This window comes from Rhizobium sp. TAL182 (assembly GCF_002117725.1).
In the GTDB taxonomy this organism is placed as follows: domain Bacteria; phylum Pseudomonadota; class Alphaproteobacteria; order Rhizobiales; family Rhizobiaceae; genus Rhizobium; species Rhizobium esperanzae.
Map to the genome: position 1 here is coordinate 1,441,923 of NZ_CP021024.1, position 22,953 is coordinate 1,464,875.

Sequence of the window (22,953 nt, forward strand, 5' to 3'; positions counted from 1 at the left end):
GCAATAGATGGAGGATAGGTTATGCTTCTCAACTGGGTAGTTTTCTTCAACGAAGTCGCTTCCCGCAATTGCCGGATGCGCCGCGATCCCATGGCCGATCCGCTCGATGGCCCGGAATGGCGCGGACTTCTCTGGATCATACCGATCATCGCGCATCTCTCAGCAAGAAGAGGCGAGACGAGGAGGCCGCGCCCCGATCGGGCGGCGATTGGAGGCGGCCTCAGTTTTCGAAGCTCAATCTTAGCACGTGGTGCAGGAATGCCGGATTGAGCAGCATGTTGAAGCTGATCGTCACCAGTTCGTCTTCGCGTTTGACCACGGTGGCGCCGATCTCGTCATGGATGCCGAGTATTTCGAGAAAGAAATGACTCGGCATCTCCAGGCTCGGACTGACTTCGAGCACGGCGCCGGCAAGTGTGATCGTGCGGATCAGGCAGCGTACCTGCGTACCGGTGCTGAGGTGGTGGCCGACGAAGATGATATTGCCCGGCCTGTCGAGATTGAATTCCCGGTAAGCACGTTCCGGCTTGGGGTGTTCTGTGTCGAGGTGCATCTGAAAGGCCCTTTTAGCCTCCGCTCATCGTAAGCAGAGAATAATGCAAGAGTACTGACGATTGCTGAAGATCATCGTTAAGATTGAAGGCTGTTGCTGTGAATCGCTGAAAATCGCACCGATTCCGTCCAGATCTGCTCCAAATTCGCGCAATTCCGCGGGCAATCGCGCCATTCTTGACATGCCGACGGCGATCGCGCATACAAAGCCCGGTTCGAGGCACCGGCCGCTCGCGGATGAAAATCCATGGTGAAGCCTTCGCGATCATGGTCACGGCCCCTTGTGCATGCTGACTGACGGCAATGCGAGCTCCCATTTGCAGTCGAAGCGCATGCCTTGCGAAGGCTCACTCCATGACGACCTATCCCGGCATTGAAGAACTGAAGGCCCAGGCCAAGCGCTTGCGCCAGGCGATGAACGATCGCGGCACCGCGCTGACCCACAGTGCGGCCTTGGAAATGATCGCCCGCCAGCACGGCGCGCGTGACTGGAACACGCTTGCGGCTCTGGCGGCAAGGCCCAATGCGGCTGCGAAAACGCCGCTCTTCGTCGGCGCCCATATTCGCGGACGCTATCTCAACCAGCCGTTCACTGGCGAAATTCTCTCGCTTTCGGCTCTGCCGGGCGGACTCCACCGGATCACTATCCATTTCGACGAAGCGGTTGACGTGGTCACCTTCGAGAGCTTTTCAGCCTTTCGGCGGCGCGTGACTGCGCAGATCGATGCCGACGGCGTCTCCCCCAGGAAGACCTCGAACGGCGTGCCTCATCTGGTGCTCGATCTCTGATTTGCTCCTCATCCTTTCCAGGCTGCCCGCATGCGCTTGTTCAAGCCGCAGCGGATGTCGCCCGATATCGCGCGGATTTCCCCATGACCGATCCTTCCAAAGGCAATGCCTTCCTCACCGGCTGGCTGCCGGGCGTATTCATCAGGACTGCGGCGCCGATCGTCGCGATCACCACCGTCAACGGCCTCTTTACTGTCGTCGACGCCTATTTCCTGGGCGCCAATGTCGGCCCCGACGCGCTCTCAGCCGTCAGCCTGATCTTCCCGGGGTTAATGCTGCTGGTCGCCCTGCAATCGCTCGTCTCGAACGGCATGGGAAGCATCCTCGCCCGCCGGCTCGGTGCCGGCGATCGCCAGGGTGCGCGTCGGGTATTTTCCGGCGCCCATACGCTGGCGCTCGCCGTCATCGTGATCCTCATCATGGTCTACTGGACCCTCGGCGGGCGGATCATCAATGCCGGCGCCGCCGAAAACACCGCTGTGGCCGACGACGCCACACTATTCATGGGCGCGATGATCGCCTCGACGCCAGTGAGTTTCTTCCTGTCGCTGCATCTCGACGGGCTGCGCTGTGAAGGCAGGATCGGTTTCATGACGGCGGTCACGCTCTCGGCCTCGCTGCTCAACATCCTCGCCAACTGGCTGTTCATGGCAGTGATGCATTGGGGCGTGCTCGGTTCGGCTGCAGGCTCCATCGCCTCGCAATTCGTCTGTCTCGTGGCCGTGCTCGTCTATCGCTGGCGCCGGCCGGCGACGCTGAGACCTGCTCCCGCATTCGCCCTTGTCGAATGGCGCGGCATCGTCGCCTTGGGCGCGCCCATGAGCCTCGGTTTCATCGGCATATCGCTTGCCTCGGCCGCGATTCTGGTCAACGTCTCGCTCTGGAGCACGCGTGATTATACCGCCACCATTGCCGCCTACGGCATCATCACCCGCATCCTGACCTTCACCTATCTGCCGCTGCTTGGTCTCAGCATCGCCCTACAGACGATCGCCGGCAACAATCACGGCGCCGGCCTTGGATTGCGCGTCGGCCGTAGCCTGCAGATCGCCATGCTCTCGGCGCTCGTCTATTGCAGCCTGGTGGAGATCACGGTGGAATTGCTGGCCGGCCGCATCGGCGCCGTCTTCGTCGGCGATCCCGCCATTATCGCCGAGGTCAGGCGAATTCTACCTTGGACGATCGGCGCCTATTTTCTCTTCGGGCAGATGCTGATCCTGTCGTCCTATTTCCAGTCGATCGGCGATGCGCCGCGCGCGGCGATCTTCGGTCTGTCACGACCCTATCTTCTCACCCTGCCTCTCACCTTCCTGCTTCCCTTCGTCTTCGGCGAGCAGGGAATCTGGATGGTGCCTGTCTTTGCCGAGGCAGGCATGGTGGCGCTTGCCTTGCTGGTGCTGTCTGAGAATGCCAGGCGCCGCGGCTGGCGATACGGGCTTCTGCCCGCCTGAGATGTGGGAGCCGCGCCTCCCTGGCGCGGCCTCCGTCGATTGCCCTTTATTCCTTGCTGCTCTGAGCGGCCGACGTCGACGCTTCCGCCTCGTTCAGCGCCTCGGCGCATTCCTGACAGCAGACTTCGACGGTCCTGCCGCCGAGCTTGACGGTGATGATCTCGGCGCCGAGTTCGCAGTCGCAGGCAGCGCATGTGGTCTTCTTCATCGGGTAATCCTCCATTGATCGTCCCCGGATCGGGACAGCGTCATGAGAGCATCGAAGACCGCATCACCGCTGTCGAAAACTTTAGCGATTATCAATGCGGAAAAGCTCTACGGTCGGCGCCGCAATTGCGCCGAGCGCTGAAATTCGGCCGGAGTCTGACCGAAGGCCTGTTTGAAGGAAGCGCTGAAATGACTATGGCTGGAAAAACCGAGATCGAGGCCGAGTGAGGTCAGATCGTCATACTGGCCGAGCAGATCGAGCGCCCGGGCAAGCCGCAGCCTCAACTGATAGCGATAGAGCGGCGTGGCCTCGACCTGCTGGAAGACCTGGGTGAGGTAAACAGGGGAAACGCCGACTTCCGAGGCGATTTCCGCGAGCGTCCAGCGTCGCGCGAGATCGGAGGAAAGCACCAGCTTTGCCCGGTCGACGAGTTTCTGCCGGCCGACGCTGGCGCCGGCTGCGTGCGACGTACGCTCGCCGAGCGAGCGGCGAACCAGCGTCAGAGCCAGCGTTTCCGCCTCGAGCGTTTCTGCGATATTGCGCCTGAGGCCGTGACGCAGCAGCGCGACCAGCGCCTGCGCGCGCGGGTCGATCCGCCGGCGCTGGCGGCGGAAGGAAAAGGCCGGGCCGGGCTGCGCCTGCTCCTTCGGCGCCAGCTCTTCCAGCATGGATTCGTCGATCGACAGGTCGATGCATGCGTCGCCGCCCGCGATCGGATGACTGATCCGATAGCCCTGAGCGGCATTGAAGAACAACACCTGATTGGCTTCAGCCACAGTATCCGTGCGGCCGACATGGCGCATGAAGACGCTGCGATAGGGATAGACGAGGCTTGTCTTGTGCGCACATTCCTCGTCGCTCTTGTGGCGGCACTCGCCATTGCAGACGACGTCACGAATGGTGACGGTCTTCGTTTTCAGGAGCAGTGCTGTTGAAAACTGCGACATCGTATCGTCCGGGTTCAGGCCGGCAGCCCGACAAGGCTGCTCAGGGGCACAGTACCACAGTGAGTTTGATGTTTCAGTAGCGGCTGTAAACGTGCACGTCGCTTTCTGTCTGCCCCCGGGAGAGGCCGACATCCTTCAACTGAGCATCGGAAAGTTCCATCAGCGCATTGTAGTTGCGCCGTTCGCTGATCTTGCGCCCCAGCCAGCGGACCGCGGTGCCGACTGCAGAAAGAAGGCCGGGCCGGATGCGCCGCGAAGAGCGGATATTGCGGGCCGGTATCGTGAAATTCGAGCTGTGCATGATGATCCTCCATCCTCATTGGATGGAGGCAGTGAACCATCACCGACAGTTTGGCGCTGTCAGATTATTTAGCGATCGAGCACGGCGTTCATGCCTTCAGCAGCCATTCGTGCTCGACGGCATTGTGGAATTTCCAGATCCGCTTCGGCCCGGCCATGACATTGAGATAATAGAGATCATAGCCATGCGTTGCCGCGCAGGGATGATAGCCCTTCGGCACCAGTGTGACGTCGCCGTCCTCGATCGCCATCGCCTCGTCGAGCGAGCGGTCGTCGGTGTAGACGCGCTGGAAACCGAAACCCTGCGGCGGGTTGAGGCGATGATAGTAAGTCTCTTCCAGGAAGCTCTCGTTCGGCAGGTCGTCCTGATCGTGCTTGTGCGGCGGATAGGAGGAGGTATGGCCACCTGGCGTGATCACCTCGACGACGAGCAAGGAATGCGCCGAATTATCGTCCTCAGGCATGATGTTGTTGACGTAGCGCACATTCGTGCCCTTGCCGCGCGTCACCTGCGGATGCGTGCCGGGCGGGATCGCCTTTGCCTCATAGCCGCCGCCGCCGGGCGCCGAGCAGACAGCCAGTTCCAGATCGGTCTCTGCCGTGACGGACCATGTCGAGCCCGTCGGGATATAAAGCGCATGCGGAGGCCCGTCGAAGGGGTTCATGCGGCCGCCGAGTGTGCCGAAATCCTTCGTCCCGGCCGAGGCCTTGCCCTTGCCGGTCACCCAGACCAGGCAGACTTCGCGATTGCCGGTTTCCCCAGAAACGGTCTCACCCGGTTTGATTCGATGCAGATCGAAGCCGACATAGGTCCAGCCGGCATTCTCCGGGGTGACATGCGTCACACGACCATGCGTGCCGGATGGTTTCACCTTGAGGTTTGGCATTGGTGTTTCTCCTGGTAACGTTAGCGGGCGCGGGGGAGAAGGGATGTGCCGTGCCGTCTCCATTCCCCCTTCTCCCCATCGGGGAGAAGGTGCCCGAAGGGCGGATGAGGGGGCGCCTTGCCCCGACGATGCTATTAAGCCCCCTGGCGACGTTATCCCTTCGGGAAACCTTCGGTTTCCACAGTATAACCAGCCGCGGTCATGACGCGCATCAGTTCGGCATGGCCGATCTCGGCCATTTTCTGCGGCGGCGCCTTGCGCGGATCCTGTTCGGCCTCGACGACGAACCAGCCTTCATAGCCATGGTCGGCGAAGCGCTGGACGATGGCGCCGAAATCGAGCGAGCCGTCGCCCGGCACGGTGAAGGCGCCAAGCGCCACGGCGTCGAGGAAGGATTGCCGGCTGCGGTCGAGCCCATCCACCACGGATTGGCGAATATCCTTGACGTGGACGTGGTTGATGCGGGCGTGATGATTGTCGATGGCGCGCAGCACATCGCCGCCGGCAAAGGCCAGATGCCCGGCGTCGAGCAGCAGCGGAATACCTTCGCCCGAATTGCGCATGAAGGTGTCGAGTTCCGGCTCGGTTTCGACCACCGCCGCCATGTGGTGGTGGTAGGAGAGCGGCATGCCCTGGTCGGCGCACCATTCGCCGAATTCGGTGACGCGGCGCGCATAGGCCTTCATCTCGTCTTCGGCGAGGCGCGGCTTGGTCGCGAGCGGCTTGGAGCGGTCGCCCTGGATGGAGCGGCCCACTTCGCCATAGACGATGCAGGGCGCATTGACCGCCTTGAAAAGCTCGATCATCGGCGCGATGCGGTCCTTGTTGGCCGCCAGTTCCTCATTGACAAGCGTGCCGGAGAACCAGCCGCCGCATAGCGTCACGTCGGCAGCGCGCAGGATCGGCAGCATCTCTTCCGGGTTGCTCGGGAAACGGCGCCCTTGCTCCATGCCGGTGAAACCGGCGCTGCGCGACTGCCGCAGGCATTCTTCGAGCGACACATCGTCGCTAAGCTCAGGAAGGTCGTCGTTCCACCATGCGATGGGCGACATGCCGAGTTTGGCCTTCATCAATATTCTCCTTAAAGACATTGCGGAGGAGCGGGTCCGCTCCTCCGGAAAAATGGGGCTAACCTGTTCAGCCGATGCGCTGGGAGCCGCGGGCTTCGACATAACCCTTGCGCGCCTTGTTGACCTCTTCGCGCGGGCTGACTTCCGGCACCGCGACATCCCACCAGTGGCCGCCGGCCTCAGTGGTGATCAAGGGATCGGTGTCGATGACGAAGACGGACGTGCGATCGTTCTTCTTCGAATCGACGATCGCCTGCTCGAGTTCGGCGATGGAACTGACCTTGACGGCGATGGCGCCCATGCTTTCGGCGTGTGCGCGGAAATCGATCTCCGGCATCACCTCGTGATAGGAGTCCTTGAGCAGATTGTTGAAGTTGGCGCCGCCGGTGCCCATCTGCAACCGGTTGATGCAGCCATAACCGCGATTGTCGAGCATGACGATATTGATCTTGAGGCCGAGCATGACCGAGGTCGCGATCTCGGAGTTCATCATCATGTAGGAACCGTCACCGACCATAACGACGACATCGCGTTCGGGGCGCGCCATCTTGGCGCCGAGCCCGCCGGCGATCTCGTAGCCCATGCAGGAGAAGCCGTATTCCATATGATAGCTGCCGGGCGCCGTCGCCGGCCAGAGCTTGTGCAGCTCGCCGGGCAGACCGCCTGCGGCGCAAAGCACCGTCGTGTTCTCACCGCCGAGAGTGCGCGCCACCGCGCCGATCACCTGCGCATCGGAGGGCAGGGCGGTGTTGGTCGCCGCCATAGCCTTGGTGGCAGCCTCCATCCAGATTTTCTTTTCCGCAACTGCCTTTTCGGCAAGTGCCGCCGGCGCCTTCCAGCCGGAAAGGCCTGCCGAAAGCGCCTTCAGCCCTTCGCGGGCATCGGCCACCACAGGGTGGCTGTCATGCTTCACCGCGTCATAGGCGGCGATGTTGAGGCCGACCAACTTCAGGCTGTCGTTCTTGAAGAGCGCCCAGGAGCCAGTCGTGAAATCCTGGCAGCGCGTGCCGACGGCGATGACGAGATCCGTCTCTTCGGCGATCGCGTTCGCCGCCGAGGTGCCGGTGACGCCGACCGAGCCGAGAGCCAGCGGATGGGTCTCGTTGATCGACGACTTGCCGGCCTGAGTGACGACGACGGGGATGGCGTGAGCTTCGGCAAAGGCCGCGAGTTCCTTCGTCGCCTGCGAATAGAGCACGCCGCCGCCGGCAACGATCACCGGCTTCTCTGATGCCTTGATAAGGGCGATGGCATTTGCCAGCTCGTCCGCATCCGGCTGCGGCCGGCGGCTCGTCCAGACTTTTTCTTCGAACAGGCTTTCCGGATAATCGAAGGCCTCGGCCTGAACGTCCTGGCAGAGCGACAGCGTCACCGGCCCGCAATCGAGCGGATCGGTCAGCACCTGCATGGCCCGCTTCAGCGCCGTGATGATCTGCTCCGGCCGGGTGATGCGGTCGAAATAGCGCGAAACCGGACGGAAGGCGTCATTGGCAGAGACCGTGCCGTCGCCGAAATCCTCGATCTGCTGCAGCACCGGATCCGGCGCGCGGTTGGCGAAGACATCGCCCGGTAGGAAGAGAACGGGAATGCGGTTGACATGCGCCACACCGGCGGCCGTCACCATGTTCAGCGCGCCGGGGCCGATCGAGGTCGTGCAGGCCATGAAGCGCGTGCGGAAATTCGCCTTGGCATAGGCAATCGCGGCATGCGCCATGCCCTGTTCATTGTGGGCGCGATAGGTCGTCAGTTCGCCGCGCACCTGATAGAGAGCCTCGCCGATGCCGGCGACGTTGCCGTGGCCGAAGATCGCCCAGACGCCACCGAAGATCGGCACCTTTTTGCCGTCGACAATAGTCATCTGTACTTTCAGGAAATGCGCGACAGCCTGCGCCATCGTCAACCGTATCGTCTTGCCCATCGGGGCCTCCCGAACTTTTAACTTTTTGTCTGGTTTCCCCTCCCCAACCCTCCCCACAAGGGGGAGGGGCTAACCTGCCGTGCCGTTTCACGCCTATTGCAGCGCTTCTTCCAGCAGGACGGTTGCCGCCTGGTTCGAGGCGGCGCCTCAGGTTAAGTCCCTCCCCCTCGTGGGGAGGGGTTGGGGAGGGGTCTAAATTTTATGCTACTGAAGCCCACGCGTCTTAAGCCAGGCCTCTGTTAATTGCCGGAAGCGGTCGGCCATGTCGGCGATCGCCTCCTCGTCGTTCATGTTGCCCGAGAGCCAGGCGCGCGCCGGATCGGCAAAGATCGTCCGGCCGACGGCAAAGCCTTTCACGGATGGAGCTGCCAGCGTCGCCTCGAAGCAGGAGATCAGCTCGTCGGCGGGCGCTTCGAGTCCCAGGAGCACGATACCACGGCACCATGGATCATTTTTGGCGATGATCGCATCGATCTTCTTCCAGGCTTCGCGGGAGGCTTGCGGCTCCAGTTTCCACCAGTCCGGCTTGATGCCGAGCGCGTAGAGCTCCTCCAGCGCGGTCGCGATCGTATCGTCGGTGAGCGGTCCGTTCTTGCCGGCGATGATTTCCACCAGGAGCTCGCGACCGACCTTGCGCGCGGCTTCGAACAGCGTCCGCAGCTTCTCCTGCTGTTCCGTCTTCAATTCGGCCGGATCATCGGGATGATAGAAGCACAGGCACTTGATGCAATGGCCGAGCGGCCATTCGACAAGCTGTGAGCCGATATCCTGGCTGAATTCGAAGCGCAGCGGCTTCGAGCCCGGCAGTTCGACAGGCCGGCCGATCCAGGAGAAATTCTTCGTCGCCGCATCGAAGAAGGCGTCGCGGCCGAAGCGCTCGTCGATCAGCATGCCGTAGCCATCGCGGCCGTTCGAAACGCGCGCTGCCGCCTCGACCGCCAGCCGCTTGAAGGCAACGATCTTGTCATGGCCGACGCCGAGTTCGTCGGCGACGCTGACAAGCTGCGAGCGGTGGTCGATCGCCAGCGCCATCAGAAGCGGGATTTCGCCGCGCCGGGTCGATGCCCAGTGGATATGGTTGATTGCCTCGTCCTTGCGCAGCGCCCGATGTTTGCTGCCGGATTTCAGGAAGAAGTCGAGCTCCGCCCAGGTCGGATATTCCGGCGAGCAGAGCAGGCGGGACACGGCGAAGGCGCCGCAGGCATTGGCCCAGGTGGCGCAGGTCTTCAGCGGCTCGTCGCGCAGGAAGCCGCGCAGGAAACCGGACATGAAGGCGTCGCCGGCACCGAGCACGTTGAACACCTCGATCGGGAAGCCCTGGCCGACGATGCCGGCTTCGAGGTCATCGGCGATCGGCCCGTCATAGACGATGCAGCCCATCGCACCGCGCTTGAGCACGATCGTCGCCGGCGTCAGGCGGCGGATTTCCTTCAGCGCGCCGAGCACGTCGTCGGCGCCTGATGCGATCAGGATTTCCTCTTCGGTGCCGACGATGAGATCGCAATCGGGCAGCGTTTCCTTCATCTTCGATGAGACGCGGTCGGATTTCACATAGCGTTCGAAGCCTTCCGCATGGCCGGCAAGCCCCCAGAGGTTCGGCCGGTAGTCGATGTCGAAGATCACCTTGCGGCCGTTCTCCTTGGCGATGCGGATTGCCTTGCGTTGCGCGGCTTCGGTGTTGGGCCGCGAGAAATGTGTGCCGGAAACGAGAACGGCGCGCGACGATTTGATGAAGTTTTCGTCGATATCGCCTTCCTCGAGCGCCATGTCGGCGCAGTCGGAGCGATAGAAGATCATCGGCGACACGCCCTCTGCCTCGACCGCCAGCAGCACCAGCGCTGTCAGCCGTTCCTTGTCGGTGACGATGCCGTCCGTCGCCACGCCCTCGCGCGCGGCCTGCTCGCGGATGAAGCGTCCCATCTGCTCGTCGCCGACGCGGGTGATGAGCCCGGACTTGAGGCCGAGCCGCGCCGTGCCGATGGCGATATTGGACGGGCAGCCGCCGACGGATTTGGCGAAGGAGGCGATATCCTCCAGCCGCGAACCGATCTGCTGGCCGTAAAGATCGACCGAGGACCGGCCGATGGTGATTACATCAAGCGCCGGCTCCGGCTGTGAACCCGGATTCGTTTGTACCATGATGTCCTCCCGCTAGATTTTGCGCGGCTTCCAGTGCCTGCGAATGTCGATAATGAAACATTGGTTCCGATATTTTGTCAATTCGGAATGTTTATTCCATTTTCTCTTTTCCAGCTTTGTGATGTTGACGCTTGCGACGCCGCTCGGCGATCGCAACCGGCAGCGCCATGGTGAGCGCCATCGAGGCCGAAAGCGAGCGGAAGCCGGCGAAATCGGCTTCCGCCACCTCGAACCAATGCGTGGCGCAGGCGGCAAGCGGCGAAAAGGCCGAATCGGTGATCGCAATGACCGGGACGCCGCGGTCGGCAAGCTCCTGGCTCTGGCTAAGGCTGTCGGCTGCATAGGGCGAGAAGCTCGCAGCGATCGCCGCATCCCTCGGCGATGCGAACTGCACCATTTCAAGATCGACTCCGTTCGGCGAGGCGACGATCTGGTGGCGGATGTTGAGCTTGGAAAATGCGTAGCTCATATGCGCCGTCAGCGGATAGGAGCGGCGCTTGGCGATCAGATAGATCGTTTCGGCGGCGGCGAGGATATCCACCGCCTTCGTGAATGTCTCGCTCTGCACCGTCGCGGCCAGCCGATTGACCGACTGGTTCGCCGCGGCAATGAATCCGGAGAGTAGATTGGCGTCTTCGTTGTCGCCGCTCGTTTGCTCCAGCGTGACGAGCCGCTCTTCATAGCTCAGCGTTCGGTCGCGCAGCCTTTCACGGAAGATGCTCTGCAGATCGGAAAAGCCGTCATAACCAAGATGATGCGCCAGGCGCACCAGCGTCGACGGCTGGACCTCGGAGGCGGCCGCGATGCTCGCCGTCGTGCCGAAGGCGATCTCGTCGGGATTGCCGAGCGCGAAAGCGGCGACCTGCGCCAGCCGCTTCGGCATGTTCGCCTTGCGCTCGATGATGGTGCTGCGCAGGCTTTCGAAATCGCGCGGCACGCGCGCGTGCCTTTGGGGGTCATTATCCATGCTTGCGGCTCACGGGATGAAACAAATATTCCATATCCCCGAGCATAGACGATTTCAAACGGTGCGCCTAATTGTTTTTAATCGCCTGTAATTGAAGGGTTTTGGACAATCGCACCGAGAGAATGAAGCCATATGCCTGCCAACGGTCTCTTGTCAAAATGATCCAAATATTCCAAAAATCCGCGCACACTTCTGGAGGAGACGGAAAATGAAGCCACTTGGCATCGGTTTGATCGGCACCGGTTATATGGGCAAGTGCCACGCGCTGGCCTGGAATGCGGTAAAGACCGTGTTCGGCGATGTCGAGCGTCCGCGGCTCGTGCACCTGGCTGAAGCCAATGCCGGGCTTGCCGAGGCCCGTGCCGGCGAGTTCGGCTTCGAGAAGGCAACGGCCGACTGGCGGGCGCTGATCGCCGACCCCGAGGTCGACGTCGTTTCCGTCACCACGCCCAACCAGTTCCACGCCGAGATGGCGATTGCAGCCCTGGAAGCCGGCAAGCATGTCTGGTGTGAGAAGCCGATGGCGCCCGCCTATACCGATGCCGAGCGCATGCTGGTGACGGCGGAGCGCTCCGGCAAGGTTGCCGCTCTGGGCTATAATTACATTCAGAATCCCATCATGCGGCACATCAGGACGCTCGTCGGCAACGGCGTCATCGGTACGGTCAATCATGTCCGCGTCGAAATGGACGAGGATTTCATGGCCGATCCGGACATCTTCTTTTATTGGAAGAGCGAGCTTTCCGCCGGCTATGGTGCGCTGGACGATTTCGCCGTGCACCCGCTGTCGTTGCTCTGGTATCTTTTCGGCCATGTCGAGGCCGTCATAACGGACATGGTGAAGCCCTATGCCGACCGTCCGCTCAGCGAGGGTGGTCGCCGTGCCGTCGAAAATCACGATGCCGCCAACGTGCTGATGCGGCTCGGCGGCGGCCTCTCCGCCGTGTTGATGGCGAATCGCGCCGCCTGGGGTCGCAAGGGGCGCATCGCCCTGCAGATTTACGGCTCGAAAGGCTCGATCCTCTATGACCAGGAGCGCATGAACGAGTTTGAACTCTATCAGGCAGAAGGGCCTGGTTCGGAGCAGGGCTTCCGCAAGATACTGGCGGCGCCTGCCCATCGGCCCTATGATCGCTTCATCCCGGCTCCTGGCCATGGCCTCGGCTTCAACGATCTGAAGATCATCGAGTGCCGCGAGCTGATCCGGGCAATATCAGGCGAGCCGTCGTCGATCGTGACATTTAAAGACGGTCTCAGGATAGAGAAGTCGGTGCATGCCATGGCACAGTCGTTCCACGAGCGTCGCTGGATCGAGATCGGCTGAATGTAAGAAGCCGCTTTCCGTTGACGGCGCATGGGGCAGGGGATAGGCCTTGGCGTAAGTGTCAAGCCTGGTTTTAGGAGTGAGATCGTGACGGATAGAGTGGTGATCATCGGCGCGGGACAGGCGGGCTTCGCCTTGGCGGCCAAACTGCGTGCTTTGAAGGATACGCGCCCGATCACCCTCATCGGCGCCGAGGATGTGGCTCCCTATCAGCGTCCGCCGCTTTCGAAGAAATATCTGCTCGGTGAAATGAGCTTCGACCGCCTGCTGTTCCGCCCGGAACACTGGTATGCCGACAACGACGTTGATCTTCGCCTTTCGACCTGGGCCGAGGAGATCAAGCGGGACAGCAAGCAAGTTCTGCTGCAGGACGGCTCCGTTCTCGACTACGGTACGCTGGTGCTCGCCACCGGCTCAACGCCGCGCCGGCTGCCGGCCGCCATCGGCGGCGATCTCGAAGGCGTCTATGTCGCCCGCGACAAGCGCGATGCCGATCTGCTGGCGGATGAAATGCGCCCCGGTCGTCGCGTCCTCATCATCGGCGGCGGTTACATCGGCCTCGAGGCTGCGGCCGTCGCCCGCCATCGTGGTCTCGAAGTCACGGTCATCGAAATGGCCGATCGCATCCTGCAGCGCGTCGCGGCGAAGGAAACGGCCGACCTCATGCGCGCCATCCACGAGAGCCACGACGTGGTGATCCGCGAGAAGACCGGCCTGAAACATCTGATCGGCAAGGATGGCCGGGTCTCCGGCGCCGCCCTTTCCGACGACTCGGTCATCGATGTCGATTTCGTCGTCGTCGGTATCGGCGTCGTGCCGAACGACCAGCTTGCCAAGGAAGCCGGCCTCGAGGTCGCCAACGGCATCCTCGTCGATGAATTCGCCCGCACCTCCGATCCGGCGATCTTTGCTGCCGGCGATTGCGCCGCACTTCCATGGCAGGGTGGGCGCATCAGGCTCGAATCGGTGCAGAACGCCGTCGACCAGGCCGAAGCTGCGGCAGCTCTCATCGCCGGCGGCGACGAGCCTTATGAACCGAAGCCTTGGTTCTGGTCCGACCAGTATGACGTCAAGCTGCAGATTGCCGGCTTCAATCTCGGCTATGACGACACGCTTTTGCGTCCTGGTGTCCGCGAAGGGGCTCATTCAATCTGGTACTTCAGGGAAGGCCGGCTGATCGCTGTCGATGCGATCAATGATGCGAAGGCCTATGTGACCGGCAAGAAGCTGCTGGAATCCGGAGCCAATCCCGATCGAGCGATTCTCGCCGACCCCTCGGCCGATCTGAAGAGCCTGTTGAGCTGAGTCCGCGAGCGCGCGCGCCGTAAGGCGTGTGCGCCTGAAGGATCGATCGGCAGAGCTTTTGGGGGTGGGCGCAGACGAGCGATTGTTCTCGTCCGTCCGTCAAAAGCCAAAACGCCGGCCCCTGCATTTCTTCTGGTGAAAACTCAAAAAACCCTTGCATTCACAGATCGCTCACCCTAGTTAGGCCGCACCGGAGAGGTGGCCGAGTGGTCGAAGGCGCTCCCCTGCTAAGGGAGTATACGTCAAAAGCGTATCGTGGGTTCGAATCCCATCTTCTCCGCCACTTCGATTTCCGCAGCGTATCTCTGGTCTCACTTTCCATTGGCGAATCACGGCCGCTTAGAGCGCCGTACGTCCTGTCGGACGCACGAGGAGGCTCTAACGCTACGAATCTACGCATCATGCTTACGGAAAATCGATTCCGATTTTCGGGCCGATGCGCTGGTCGGCTATCTCTGCCGTCGCGCGAGGTAGAATCGCTTCGCTTCGAAGAGGGAGAATCGCCGGCAGGAATCACGTCCCGCGCTTCTGCGCCCAGGCGGTAGCGAGCGGATCCGTGAACGTGCGGTTACGCTCTCGGGAGCTGCCGTCTTTCCCGCAACTCCCCGAACTTGTCAAAAAAGTGTCGCGAATGCGTCGGAAAGCGACTGTCCAGCTCTTTATCGACTTCGGCTAAGCAGCGGCAAAATCAGGCTTTTCTTAACAAAGCATAAAGGAAATCGGGGCCGGTTGCCCGACTTGTGTCCTTTCGGCAACAGAATGCCGGGAAGGCTCCCGCAAACCACCCATTCGAGTAAGTTGGTGATTGCGTGACGGGCGCCGTCTTGTATTTTCACCCTCGGAAGCAAGGGCGACGGATCGTCCACTTCTTGAAACACGGGGATGGGGCAGGGAACGCTGCTCAGCGAAAGATCTCAAACCCGATCGAAACTTTGAATTGGAGGTCATTTATGAACATCAAGAGCCTTCTTCTCGGCTCCGCTGCTGCTCTCGCAGTAGTTTCCGGTGCTCAGGCTGCTGACGCTATTGTTGCTGCTGAGCCGGAACCGGTTGAATATGTTCGCGTCTGCGACGCTTACGGCACCGGCTACTTCTACATCCCGGGCACGGAAACCTGCCTGAAGATCAACGGCTACATCCGTTTCCAGGTTAACGTTGGCGATCGGGTTGGCAATTCGCTGACGCGCGCTAACGACTCCGACTGGGATGCCGTCACTCGCGGCCAGGTTCAGTTCACCGCCAAGAGCGACACCGAATACGGTCCGCTGACCGGCGTCATCGTCATGCAGTTCAATGCTGACAATGCCACCGACCAGAACGCCAAGCTCGACTCCGCTTACCTCGACATCGCCGGCTTCCGCGCTGGTCTCTTCTACAGCTGGTGGGACGACGGCCTCTCCGGCGAAACCGACGATATCGGTTCTCCGGTAACGCTGCATAACTCCATCCGTTATCAGTACGAAACCGACGCCTTCTACGCTGGCATCAGCGTCGACGAACTCGAAGACGGCTTCTTCAAGTCTGACGAAGATCCGAACAACGTCGGCGTTGCCGTCGGCCTCGGCGGCAAGGGTGGTATCTTCAGCTACCAGATCACTGCCGGCTACGACGTCGACAACGAAGAAGGCGCTATCCGCGCAATGGGTACGGTTGACATCGGTCCCGGCACGCTCGGCCTCGCAGCCGTCTACGCCACCGGCCCGAGCTCCTACTACACCGCAGCTGAATGGGCTATCGCTGCCGAATACGCAATCAAGGCAACCGACAAGCTCAAGATCACCCCCGGTGTCCAGTACTACAGCGACTACGGTGTTGACGGCAACGACTTCGCCGACGGCGATGCCTGGAAGGTTGGTCTGACGGTTGATTACCAGATCGTCGACAACTTCTACGCCAAGGCTTCGGTTCAGTACCTCGATCCGGAAGACGGCGACGACTCCACCTCGGGCTACTTCCGCCTGCAGCGTTCGTTCTAATCTGGTTTGACTTCGGTCGATCAGGAAAGCCCGGCTCTCGAGCCGGGCTTTTTGCCTTGTGCAGGGTAGTGTTTGAATCTCGCAGCCCTCGGAAGCGAGACGATCGCATGATCGCGGAGCCCACCATGCCGGTGTGGCCGGCGACAGATCACCTCAGGCATAGGCAAAACCCTTGGTTACGCTCACCGCCGGAACATTTCGTGCCATGACTTTCAGATCTTCGCGGACCATCTCCGTAACCAGCTGATCAAGACTGGTCTCGTGTTTCCAGCCAAGCTTCGTATGCGCCTTCGTCGGATCACCGATCAGAAGGTCAACTTCAGTCGGGCGGAAATAAGCCGGATCGATCTCCACCACGCACCGACCGGATGTCTTGTCATACCCCTTTTCCTCAACTCCGGTCCCACGCCAATCAATCGGCATGCCCACCTTGGCAAAGGCCTTGTCGACAAAGGCACGGACCGAGTGCGTTTCGCCGGTTGCAAGGACATAGTCCTCCGGTTCGTCCTGTTGCAGCATCAGCCACATCCCACGGACATATTCGCGCGCATGTCCCCAGTCGCGCTGTGCATCCAAATTGCCGAGATAGAGCCTTTCCTGCAGTCCAAGATGGATCGCAGCCGCTGCCCGAGTGATTTTACGGGTCACGAATGTTTCGCCGCGAATCGGACTTTCATGATTGAACAAGATGCCGTTCGAGGCGTGCATGCCATATGCCTCGCGATAGTTGACCACGATCCAATAGGCGTAGAGCTTGGCCGCTGCGTAGGGTGATCGAGGGTAGAAAGGCGTCGTTTCGCTTTGCGGAACTTCCTGCACTTTGCCGTAGAGTTCCGAGGTGGACGCTTGATAGAAGCGAGTCTTCCTGGTCAGTCCCAGGAGGCGAATTGCTTCAAGCAGCCGAAGTGTGCCGGTTCCATCCGCGTTGGCCGTATATTCCGGCGTCTCGAAGGAGACTTGAACGTGGCTCTGTGCTGCGAGGTTATAGATCTCATTCGGCTGCGTTTCCTGAACGACACGGATGAGGTTCGTTGAATCGGTCATGTCCCCGAAATGCAAGATGAACCGGGGATTCTCGACATGGGGATCCTCGTATAGGTGCTCGATGCGGCTGGTGTTGAATGACGATGAGCGTCGCTTGAGGCCGTGAACAATATAACCCTTCTCCAAGAGAAACTCGGCCAGGTAAGCACCGTCCTGACCTGTTATACCCGTAATCAGCGCAACCTTGTTTTTATTCTTCACTACGGTCTCCGTAATTTGTTTCGGCAGAACCAGATGTGAATGCACTCCCGGTTCAGGTGAATTCGTGGTATTTCCTCAGTGATTTCACAAACAATTCCGAATCGCTGAAGTTGTACATGGCGTGTTGTTTCGGATTGACGTTGTTTATCGCAACGCAGAGCTCTGCGTTGCGTGCGGTCCTCAGCTGATGTAAGCAAAAATCGACGGCGCGACGGCTCGTCTTACCCCATTTAACGACCACGAGCGTTCGTTCTGCTAAGGCCGTCAGATGCATCGTATCAGCCGAGGCGAGCACAGGTGCGCTGTCGAAGATCACGACTTGGCCCAGCGAGGCGGCCATCGAGACGATGTCGGCCGCATCCGTCATGCGGGCGCGCCGATGGAGAGTGGCATTGCCGGCCGGAATGAAATCGATGCCGCTCGGATGGTGATCGATGATGTCCCGGATTCCAGCCTGTCCACACAGGAATTCGTTCAACCCCTGCTGTAGCTCTGACCTGAAAAACGAGTCGAGATTTCCGTGTCTGAGGTCGCCATCAACAAGCAGCACCGGAATTCCGTTTGCGGCGAGATCGATTGCCAGTGATCTGGCGACAAGCGACTTGCCCTCTCCGCTGTGAGCCGACGTCACGACAATACTGTTAGGCAGCTTTCCACCGTTGGACTGTTTGAGCGAAGTTATGACCGAGCGAATTGCTTCGTCAAACATTCCATCTTGAATGTACCCAAAGAGCATAGATGGATCCCCCCGGTCCTTCCGTTTCAGGCGCGGGATGAATCCGGCTGGCGCTATACGAGGCATTCCGGCAATCTGATCGAAGCTGCGGACCGAGTTATCCAGCATCTCGACCACGAAAGCGGCTGTTACCGCGATCGATATCGAAGCCAGGAGGGCGCCGACCAGATAGAAAAGTCGTCCGCGCCCCTGCGGTGCCAGCGGCACTGCTGCCGGTGACAAAACTTCCAGTTCCGCTCCCGGCAGCATGGCTTGCGCAGCCAGGCCACGGCGCTGCTCCTCGAGCTTATCAAGCGCGGTCTGCTCCTTGTCAGCCATGCGTTGGAGTCGCGCCAGCTCCGTTTGCGCCAGGGCAGAGCGAGCGCGCTTCTCATGAGCAACCGCCAAGGCCGACCGGACCGCGTCATCCTCATGATCGAGCGCCGCAAGCTTGGAGCGGATGGATTGAAGATATCGATCGACCGCAAGGCTGAGATCGGTGCGGGATTTGAGAATTTTCGCCCGCATATCGACAACGGCTTCGGCGGTGTTGCCATATATCTCGAGAAGGCGCTCGAGATCTTGCTCTTGCGTACGAAGCTCCCGTTGCGCCGTGCCAATGCTGTCGGGAATAACGATATTCTGCAGGGCAAGCGAGAGGTCGTCAGCCGCTTCCAGTGCGGATATCGTTGCTCTCGCTTCAGTACGGCTTTGTTCGATTTTTGTTTGCCGCTCGCCCAGCTCCATTATTGACTTGATCTGTTCAACCTGATCGTCGTCATTTGAGACGACGTCCATCGTTTTCTGATACGCGTCGGCGGCATCGCGTGCTGCCGCAGCGCGGTCCTTCTGTTCGGCGATGCGCTGCAGAACCCATTCTTCTGCCGCGTCCAGGCGCCCCCGCAGACCGTCCTTTCGCTCTTCGAGATAGATGCTGATGAGCCGGTTCGGGACTGAGGCTGCCAGTTGGGGATCGCTCGCATCGAAGCCGATCTGAATAACGTCGCTCTGGCCATCACGCCATACGCGCAATGCCTTGTAGTACTTCGGGATGATTGGCTCGATGCTGTTTCGTACCGGCGAGAATGGTTTTTCTCTGTCGACCAGACCGCGCAACATTGCTCGGATCCTGTCGATAGGCGAGCTCTCTTGCAGCGCCGGATTGAATTCCGGCCACTGATCGAGCCGCAGGTCGCGGATTACCCGCTCTGCAATGCTTCTGGAAAGAAGCCGTTCGGTCTCCGATGCGGCGTCCAGCGGATCGTTGCGGCCGGAATCCTCCGGGCCGAGTTTCGTCGCCAGAGGCGTGTGGATTATCAGCCGGGACTCGGCATGAAAACTCGGCTTCAATCCCGAAACCATGATCGCGGCGATCGCCATAAACAGCGTGATGATAGCCGCGATCATCGCCATCCTTCGCCGGATAAGACGCAGGCCCGATGTGAGGTCAAAGTCGTCCGACCTCGTTTCTACCTGAAACCGGGGATCGTAGCGCATCGACGAGAGCGAGGTGTTGCGGTCTGGCGGGATAGTTGAAATGGTCATCGTTCACCAACCGACGTTTGAGGTTGCGCGGAGACGGCGTCGTAGAGTTTTTCCAGCGATCGCATATAGGCCTTCATACTGAACTGATCGAGATAATGAGCTCGGGCCTTTGCCGAGAGTCGGTTGCGGATTTCCGGATCGCTGACGAGTTTCGCCAGCGCCGCAGCCAGGGCATCCTTGTCTCCGACAGGCACGAAGACGCCCGTTTCACCGTCGGAGATGACCTCGCCGTGCGCGCCGACGCGCGTGGTAATGACCGCAAGCCCGTGGGCGAGTCCTTCGACCACAGCCATTGCCAAACCCTCGGCATGCGAAGGTAGGACCAGGATATCTGCCCGTGCACACAAGGCTTGCGCCTCGTCGGCGCCGAGCCAGCCCGGCATTTTCACCAGATCTGAAAGGCCCAGGGCTGCGGCTTGGCGTCGGTAGTCTTCCACGGGTCCGTCGCCTGCCAGCACGGCTCGCCACTGGAGCGCCTTCATAGTCGGATGACTTAAGGCGAGCAGAAGCTCCCCAACGCCTTTGCGTTCGCTCAGTCGGCCGAGAAAGACGATCAACGGCATCTTGCCGACGTGAACACTGCGCGCCCCGGGGTCGGGAACACAATTGCGGATGACGACCACGCGGCGCTCGTCCACGCCCAGAAGCGTCGTTAGCGTCATACGGTCGCGCTGCCCCAGCGCTACGACCTGGTCGGCATGTTGGAACATCCGGCGTATGAGCATTTGTTGCCGTGGCGAGCGCGCGGCAAAGTCACTCGCATAGTCGTAATCGTGCAGGTGCAATATGTGAGAGCATCCGAGGAGGCGGGCAGCCTCGGTGAGGATCAGTTTTCTTGCGGTGCTGCCGCGACCGGCGATATGGATATGGTGAATGCGCGCCGGAGCAATTATCCGATCCTTGGCCATCATCAAGATGGCGCCGAGCATGCGGATCGGCGACGTAACCAGGGACCAGCGCGGTCCTCTGGTGTCGGTGACGAGGTGCGTTTCGCCCGCCTCCTTCGCCGTGCTCGATATATAGCCGACCAGCCTGCCAATTCCGCCGCCGTTCTCGCATCCACCCGGGACATAGTGGCGCACGGTTGCTGCTGCATTCCGCACCGCTATCCGATTCCCCTCTGTGAGCGCCGTCATTCGCATGCTCCGACCACCTCGCGATAAACGGCCGCAGCCTGCGCCCCGACCTGTTCAGGCGAATTCGGACCTGTGGCCCAGGCGAGCGCGCTGGTCCCGAAGCTGCTTCTCAGTTCGCTGTTATCAGCCAGTGTCCGGATGGCGCTGGCGAGCTGTTCGACGTCCCCTGGCCGAACCACCATTCCCAGTCCGTTCGGCAGAACGGTGGCGCGCAATTCGCCGACATCGGTCACGATGACTGGTTTGCCAAATGCCGCGGCAAGGTTGAGTACACCGCTTTGCGAGGCTTCCGTGTAGGGAAGAACAACGATATCGGCATCCAGAAAAAGCTGGGCGACCTCCATGTCCTCGATAAAACGGTTGCGAATATCATAGCGGCCGGCTTCGCCCATAAGAGGCTGGAAGATCCAGGGATCATCGCCGCGGCCGGCGACCGTGATGCGCAGATTGGGGAGCTGGTCCTTCAGCAGCGCCTCGGCGCGGACCAGATGCTCCAACCCCTTGTAAGCAAAAATCCGCCCGAAAAGCAGGACGCGCAAGGTTCCATCTGCGCGGCGCCGCGCCATCTTGTGCTGCCGAGCGAGTTCTGCGTAGCGATGAATGGCCGGATGCGACAGGACATGGACGCACTCGGGCGATTTTGAATATCGCTCGAGAACCATTCGTTTCAGCCCCTCGCCATGGACGACGACATGACCCGATTGCCGCACGATCAATTGCGGAGCCCAGGCCGGCAGCGTTCGGGTGTCGGAATCGCCGGGATGCACGTCAACGTCATGGACAGTCGTCACGAGCGGGATCGGCCGCCAGAATGGCGCAGCAAAGTTCAGCCAGAGCGTTGAATTGCTTAGAAGGTGAATGACGTTCGGCCGCTCGTGCCGGATGAGACGCGTGAGTTGGTGCAGGAACCAGGGATTGGAGAGCGAGCGGTGCCGTGGCCAGTCCAAAAGGCGCAGATCGACAGCCGGATCGAAAGAGGAGACAAGGTTGGCGTAGCGCCGACGCGGGACTGCGAGCACGACCTGCAGGTGTTGCGCAACACCGCTGGCGAAGGAGATGGTGTAGTCTTCGAGTTCGGAAACCAGCATCAGCGCCTTCATCGTGCCGACTCCGACAAGCTACCGGCCTGACCGCGTCGAGGAAGGTCGCGGGCTGTCCGCAATGCCTCACGCATACGCCTCAGCAAGTTTGGTTCTCCGGCGAAAAAAAGTCCTTCGGCGGCAAGTCTGAACCGGGTGCGTGCATCTGCGCCCTCCAGTCTGGCTGAGGCCACCCGATACGGAAAGTGATCGGCCAGACGCAGCCTTCCGGCTAAGCCGTGCACGGAAAGAAACTGGTTCGTCGCGTCAACGACAGTCCGCCAATGGGCCAGCCGCTTTCGCAGCATGGCGGCGTCATCGACTGGCCGATACCAGTTATTGTTGTGAATCCGGTAGAATCCGAGTGAATCCGACAGGGCGACAACATCCCCCAGAAATGGGTAGATGCCCGTGAGCCAGGCATCGGCGGAAATGTGGAACTGCTCGGGAATATCTCCTGCCGCTTTCCAGGCGCTACGTCTTACTGCGATGGCTGATGTCAGTGGGAAGGGCCACCAGCCAGCCGATCTCGCAAGGCGCAGCGACAAATCTCCCGAACACAGGGTTCGAGGAATTGGCTTGAAGGCCATTGAGCCATCGGTCTGCGTTGGCTGAAGTCGGTGATAAACAAGCGATGCATGAGGATTCGACTGGAAAGCAGCGGCTGTTGCCGACAGCTTGCCCGGCGCCCACCAGTCATCGGCATCCAGAAAACAGAGGATGTCACCACTGCTTGCCTTCACAGCAGCATTAATGGCGGCGGCCTGCCCCTGGTTCTCCTGGAAGAGCACCTTCACCCGCTTTTCATAACCTTCGAGAACCGAGCGCGACTGATCGCTCGAGCCGTCATCGACGACGATGATCTCGGCATCAGACGCCCTTTGGCGCAAGGCGCTCTCGATCGCCCGAGGAAGAAAACAACCGTAGTTGTAGTTGTTGATGAGGACGCTGATCGTCGGCCGCTCCATGACACCCCCTCTCAAGCGCGTTGCTGCGCGACACATCGGTACGCCGGAGTTGCGAACGCTCGTTCGTTCGGCAACGCGAATTGATGGAAAGAGATGAGAGGCGGACAGGCATGATTCTGCGCGATTAGGCTTCCGCCCTGAGCTCGTAGGGTCACCACCGCAACGCGTGACGCTTCCGTTATAGTGCATACGAAACCAGGACCATGACGCAGAACCATAAGAATCCCAACCCTTCTAAGCGTCACTGCCAACAGCCAGCTGCGCCAGAATTATTGCCTCACTTCACCACCAACTGCGGCTCAGCGCGATCTTCGCGGTATGTTTTCATCGCCAAGCTACCGGCGATTGGTCACGGGTGACATCTGCTCTTATGGGCAATGCCGTTGGCCCAAGCACCAACTTTTGGGGGAGGGGGTGACCGTGAGCTTAACC

20 protein-coding genes and 1 tRNA gene are annotated in these 22,953 nt (G+C 60.6%); 7 read left to right on the forward strand and 14 right to left on the reverse strand.

Going from position 1 to position 22,953, the window contains the following annotated elements; all coding sequences use genetic code 11:
* Positions 1-21 precede the first annotated feature (21 nt).
* On the forward strand, positions 22-270 hold the full coding sequence (locus tag Tal182_RS32660) for a hypothetical protein (protein ID WP_085858974.1): 249 nt from the start codon (positions 22-24) through the stop codon (positions 268-270).
* Here Tal182_RS32660 and Tal182_RS07335 read toward each other — a convergent pair.
* Positions 221-553: a hypothetical protein gene (locus Tal182_RS07335; RefSeq protein ID WP_085858976.1), complete on the reverse strand. Its 333-nt coding sequence runs from the start codon at positions 551-553 to the stop codon at positions 221-223. The two genes, Tal182_RS32660 and Tal182_RS07335, sit on opposite strands and share 50 nt — an antisense overlap.
* A 353-nt stretch (positions 554-906) precedes the next feature.
* Here Tal182_RS07335 and Tal182_RS07345 point away from each other — a divergent pair, with 353 nt between their 5' ends.
* Both Tal182_RS07345 and Tal182_RS07350 read left to right on the forward strand, forming a co-directional pair.
* The gene (locus tag Tal182_RS07345; RefSeq protein WP_206426545.1) at positions 907-1,341 is read left to right on the forward strand and encodes a glyoxalase superfamily protein; all 435 of its coding nucleotides are present in this window, start codon (positions 907-909) and stop codon (positions 1,339-1,341) included.
* Between the two features lie 83 nt (positions 1,342-1,424).
* Positions 1,425-2,792 carry an MATE family efflux transporter gene (locus tag Tal182_RS07350; protein ID WP_085858980.1) on the forward strand — a complete coding sequence of 456 codons (1,368 nt, stop codon included), beginning with the start codon at positions 1,425-1,427 and terminating at the stop codon, positions 2,790-2,792.
* A gap of 46 nt (positions 2,793-2,838) precedes the next feature.
* Here Tal182_RS07350 and Tal182_RS32165 read toward each other — a convergent pair whose 3' ends face one another.
* From Tal182_RS32165 to Tal182_RS07385, 8 genes are all read right to left on the reverse strand, one after another.
* The gene (locus tag Tal182_RS32165; RefSeq protein WP_164517773.1) at positions 2,839-3,000 is read right to left on the reverse strand and encodes a hypothetical protein; all 162 of its coding nucleotides are present in this window, start codon (positions 2,998-3,000) and stop codon (positions 2,839-2,841) included.
* 107 nt (positions 3,001-3,107) lie between these two features.
* Positions 3,108-3,947: a helix-turn-helix domain-containing protein gene (locus tag Tal182_RS07355; protein ID WP_085858982.1), complete on the reverse strand. Its 840-nt coding sequence runs from the start codon at positions 3,945-3,947 to the stop codon at positions 3,108-3,110.
* Between the two features lie 73 nt (positions 3,948-4,020).
* The gene (locus Tal182_RS07360; RefSeq protein WP_085858984.1) at positions 4,021-4,248 is read right to left on the reverse strand and encodes a DUF1127 domain-containing protein; all 228 of its coding nucleotides are present in this window, start codon (positions 4,246-4,248) and stop codon (positions 4,021-4,023) included.
* Positions 4,249-4,336: 88 nt separating this feature from the next.
* Positions 4,337-5,134, reverse strand: coding sequence for a 5-deoxy-glucuronate isomerase (iolB, locus tag Tal182_RS07365; RefSeq protein ID WP_085858986.1), 798 nt, complete (start codon positions 5,132-5,134; stop codon positions 4,337-4,339).
* Between the two features lie 152 nt (positions 5,135-5,286).
* The gene (iolE, locus tag Tal182_RS07370; RefSeq protein WP_085858988.1) at positions 5,287-6,204 is read right to left on the reverse strand and encodes a myo-inosose-2 dehydratase; all 918 of its coding nucleotides are present in this window, start codon (positions 6,202-6,204) and stop codon (positions 5,287-5,289) included.
* A gap of 67 nt (positions 6,205-6,271) precedes the next feature.
* Entirely contained in the window at positions 6,272-8,122 is a 1,851-nt protein-coding gene (gene iolD, locus Tal182_RS07375) for a 3D-(3,5/4)-trihydroxycyclohexane-1,2-dione acylhydrolase (decyclizing) (protein WP_085858989.1), read from the reverse strand.
* Positions 8,123-8,326: 204 nt separating this feature from the next.
* A complete protein-coding gene (gene iolC / locus Tal182_RS07380; RefSeq protein WP_085858991.1) occupies positions 8,327-10,261 on the reverse strand; it encodes a 5-dehydro-2-deoxygluconokinase in 1,935 nt (644 codons plus the stop codon).
* A 91-nt stretch (positions 10,262-10,352) separates the two neighbouring features.
* Positions 10,353-11,228, reverse strand: coding sequence for a MurR/RpiR family transcriptional regulator (locus Tal182_RS07385; protein ID WP_085858993.1), 876 nt, complete (start codon positions 11,226-11,228; stop codon positions 10,353-10,355).
* Positions 11,229-11,436: 208 nt separating this feature from the next.
* On the opposite strand from Tal182_RS07385, the gene Tal182_RS07390 reads away from it, so the two are divergent.
* The 4 genes from Tal182_RS07390 to Tal182_RS07405 all read left to right on the forward strand — a co-directional run bounded on the left by Tal182_RS07390 (position 11,437) and on the right by Tal182_RS07405 (position 15,833).
* Positions 11,437-12,552 carry a Gfo/Idh/MocA family oxidoreductase gene (locus Tal182_RS07390; protein WP_085858995.1) on the forward strand — a complete coding sequence of 372 codons (1,116 nt, stop codon included), beginning with the start codon at positions 11,437-11,439 and terminating at the stop codon, positions 12,550-12,552.
* A gap of 87 nt (positions 12,553-12,639) precedes the next feature.
* A complete protein-coding gene (locus Tal182_RS07395) occupies positions 12,640-13,857 on the forward strand; it encodes an FAD-dependent oxidoreductase (protein ID WP_085858997.1) in 1,218 nt (405 codons plus the stop codon).
* A 192-nt stretch (positions 13,858-14,049) separates the two neighbouring features.
* A tRNA-Ser gene (locus Tal182_RS07400) sits at positions 14,050-14,140 on the forward strand.
* Positions 14,141-14,807: 667 nt separating this feature from the next.
* A complete protein-coding gene (locus Tal182_RS07405) occupies positions 14,808-15,833 on the forward strand; it encodes a porin (protein ID WP_085858999.1) in 1,026 nt (341 codons plus the stop codon).
* Positions 15,834-15,986: 153 nt separating this feature from the next.
* Here the strand turns inward: Tal182_RS07405 and gmd are convergent, their stop codons facing one another.
* The 5 genes from gmd to Tal182_RS07430 are packed head-to-tail and all read right to left on the reverse strand — an operon-like array spanning position 15,987 to position 22,521.
* Positions 15,987-17,078: a GDP-mannose 4,6-dehydratase gene (gene gmd, locus Tal182_RS07410; RefSeq protein ID WP_085859001.1), complete on the reverse strand. Its 1,092-nt coding sequence runs from the start codon at positions 17,076-17,078 to the stop codon at positions 15,987-15,989.
* A 52-nt stretch (positions 17,079-17,130) separates the two neighbouring features.
* Positions 17,131-19,338, reverse strand: a complete 2,208-nt coding sequence (locus Tal182_RS07415; protein WP_085859003.1) for a polysaccharide biosynthesis tyrosine autokinase — start codon at positions 19,336-19,338, stop codon at positions 17,131-17,133.
* Complete coding sequence (locus tag Tal182_RS07420) at positions 19,335-20,480, reverse strand: glycosyltransferase family 4 protein (protein ID WP_085859005.1); 1,146 nt, start codon at positions 20,478-20,480, stop codon at positions 19,335-19,337. Before Tal182_RS07420 ends, Tal182_RS07415 begins: the two co-directional genes overlap by 4 nt.
* On the reverse strand, positions 20,471-21,574 hold the full coding sequence (locus Tal182_RS07425) for a glycosyltransferase family 4 protein (RefSeq protein WP_085859007.1): 1,104 nt from the start codon (positions 21,572-21,574) through the stop codon (positions 20,471-20,473). The genes Tal182_RS07420 and Tal182_RS07425 overlap by 10 nt, the downstream gene beginning before the upstream one ends.
* The gene (locus tag Tal182_RS07430) at positions 21,571-22,521 is read right to left on the reverse strand and encodes a glycosyltransferase (protein WP_085859009.1); all 951 of its coding nucleotides are present in this window, start codon (positions 22,519-22,521) and stop codon (positions 21,571-21,573) included. The genes Tal182_RS07425 and Tal182_RS07430 overlap by 4 nt, the downstream gene beginning before the upstream one ends.
* Between the last annotated feature and the right edge of the window lie 432 nt (positions 22,522-22,953).

What these genes read in the sequence shown, in the direction of transcription:
- Tal182_RS32660 (WP_085858974.1), top strand. Translation starts at nt 22, where the DNA reads ATGCTTCTCAACTGGGTAGTTTTCTTCAACGAAGTCGCTTCCCGCAAT.
- Tal182_RS07335 (WP_085858976.1), bottom strand. Translation starts at nt 553, where the DNA reads ATGCACCTCGACACAGAACACCCCAAGCCGGAACGTGCTTACCGGGAA.
- Tal182_RS07345 (WP_206426545.1), top strand. Translation starts at nt 907, where the DNA reads ATGACGACCTATCCCGGCATTGAAGAACTGAAGGCCCAGGCCAAGCGC.
- Tal182_RS07350 (WP_085858980.1), top strand. Translation starts at nt 1,425, where the DNA reads ATGACCGATCCTTCCAAAGGCAATGCCTTCCTCACCGGCTGGCTGCCG.
- Tal182_RS32165 (WP_164517773.1), bottom strand. Translation starts at nt 3,000, where the DNA reads ATGAAGAAGACCACATGCGCTGCCTGCGACTGCGAACTCGGCGCCGAG.
- Tal182_RS07355 (WP_085858982.1), bottom strand. Translation starts at nt 3,947, where the DNA reads ATGTCGCAGTTTTCAACAGCACTGCTCCTGAAAACGAAGACCGTCACC.
- Tal182_RS07360 (WP_085858984.1), bottom strand. Translation starts at nt 4,248, where the DNA reads ATGCACAGCTCGAATTTCACGATACCGGCCCGCAATATCCGCTCTTCG.
- iolB (WP_085858986.1), bottom strand. Translation starts at nt 5,134, where the DNA reads ATGCCAAACCTCAAGGTGAAACCATCCGGCACGCATGGTCGTGTGACG.
- iolE (WP_085858988.1), bottom strand. Translation starts at nt 6,204, where the DNA reads ATGAAGGCCAAACTCGGCATGTCGCCCATCGCATGGTGGAACGACGAC.
- iolD (WP_085858989.1), bottom strand. Translation starts at nt 8,122, where the DNA reads ATGGGCAAGACGATACGGTTGACGATGGCGCAGGCTGTCGCGCATTTC.
- iolC (WP_085858991.1), bottom strand. Translation starts at nt 10,261, where the DNA reads ATGGTACAAACGAATCCGGGTTCACAGCCGGAGCCGGCGCTTGATGTA.
- Tal182_RS07385 (WP_085858993.1), bottom strand. Translation starts at nt 11,228, where the DNA reads ATGGATAATGACCCCCAAAGGCACGCGCGCGTGCCGCGCGATTTCGAA.
- Tal182_RS07390 (WP_085858995.1), top strand. Translation starts at nt 11,437, where the DNA reads ATGAAGCCACTTGGCATCGGTTTGATCGGCACCGGTTATATGGGCAAG.
- Tal182_RS07405 (WP_085858999.1), top strand. Translation starts at nt 14,808, where the DNA reads ATGAACATCAAGAGCCTTCTTCTCGGCTCCGCTGCTGCTCTCGCAGTA.
- Tal182_RS07415 (WP_085859003.1), bottom strand. Translation starts at nt 19,338, where the DNA reads ATGACCATTTCAACTATCCCGCCAGACCGCAACACCTCGCTCTCGTCG.
- Tal182_RS07420 (WP_085859005.1), bottom strand. Translation starts at nt 20,480, where the DNA reads ATGCGAATGACGGCGCTCACAGAGGGGAATCGGATAGCGGTGCGGAAT.
- Tal182_RS07425 (WP_085859007.1), bottom strand. Translation starts at nt 21,574, where the DNA reads ATGAAGGCGCTGATGCTGGTTTCCGAACTCGAAGACTACACCATCTCC.
- Tal182_RS07430 (WP_085859009.1), bottom strand. Translation starts at nt 22,521, where the DNA reads ATGGAGCGGCCGACGATCAGCGTCCTCATCAACAACTACAACTACGGT.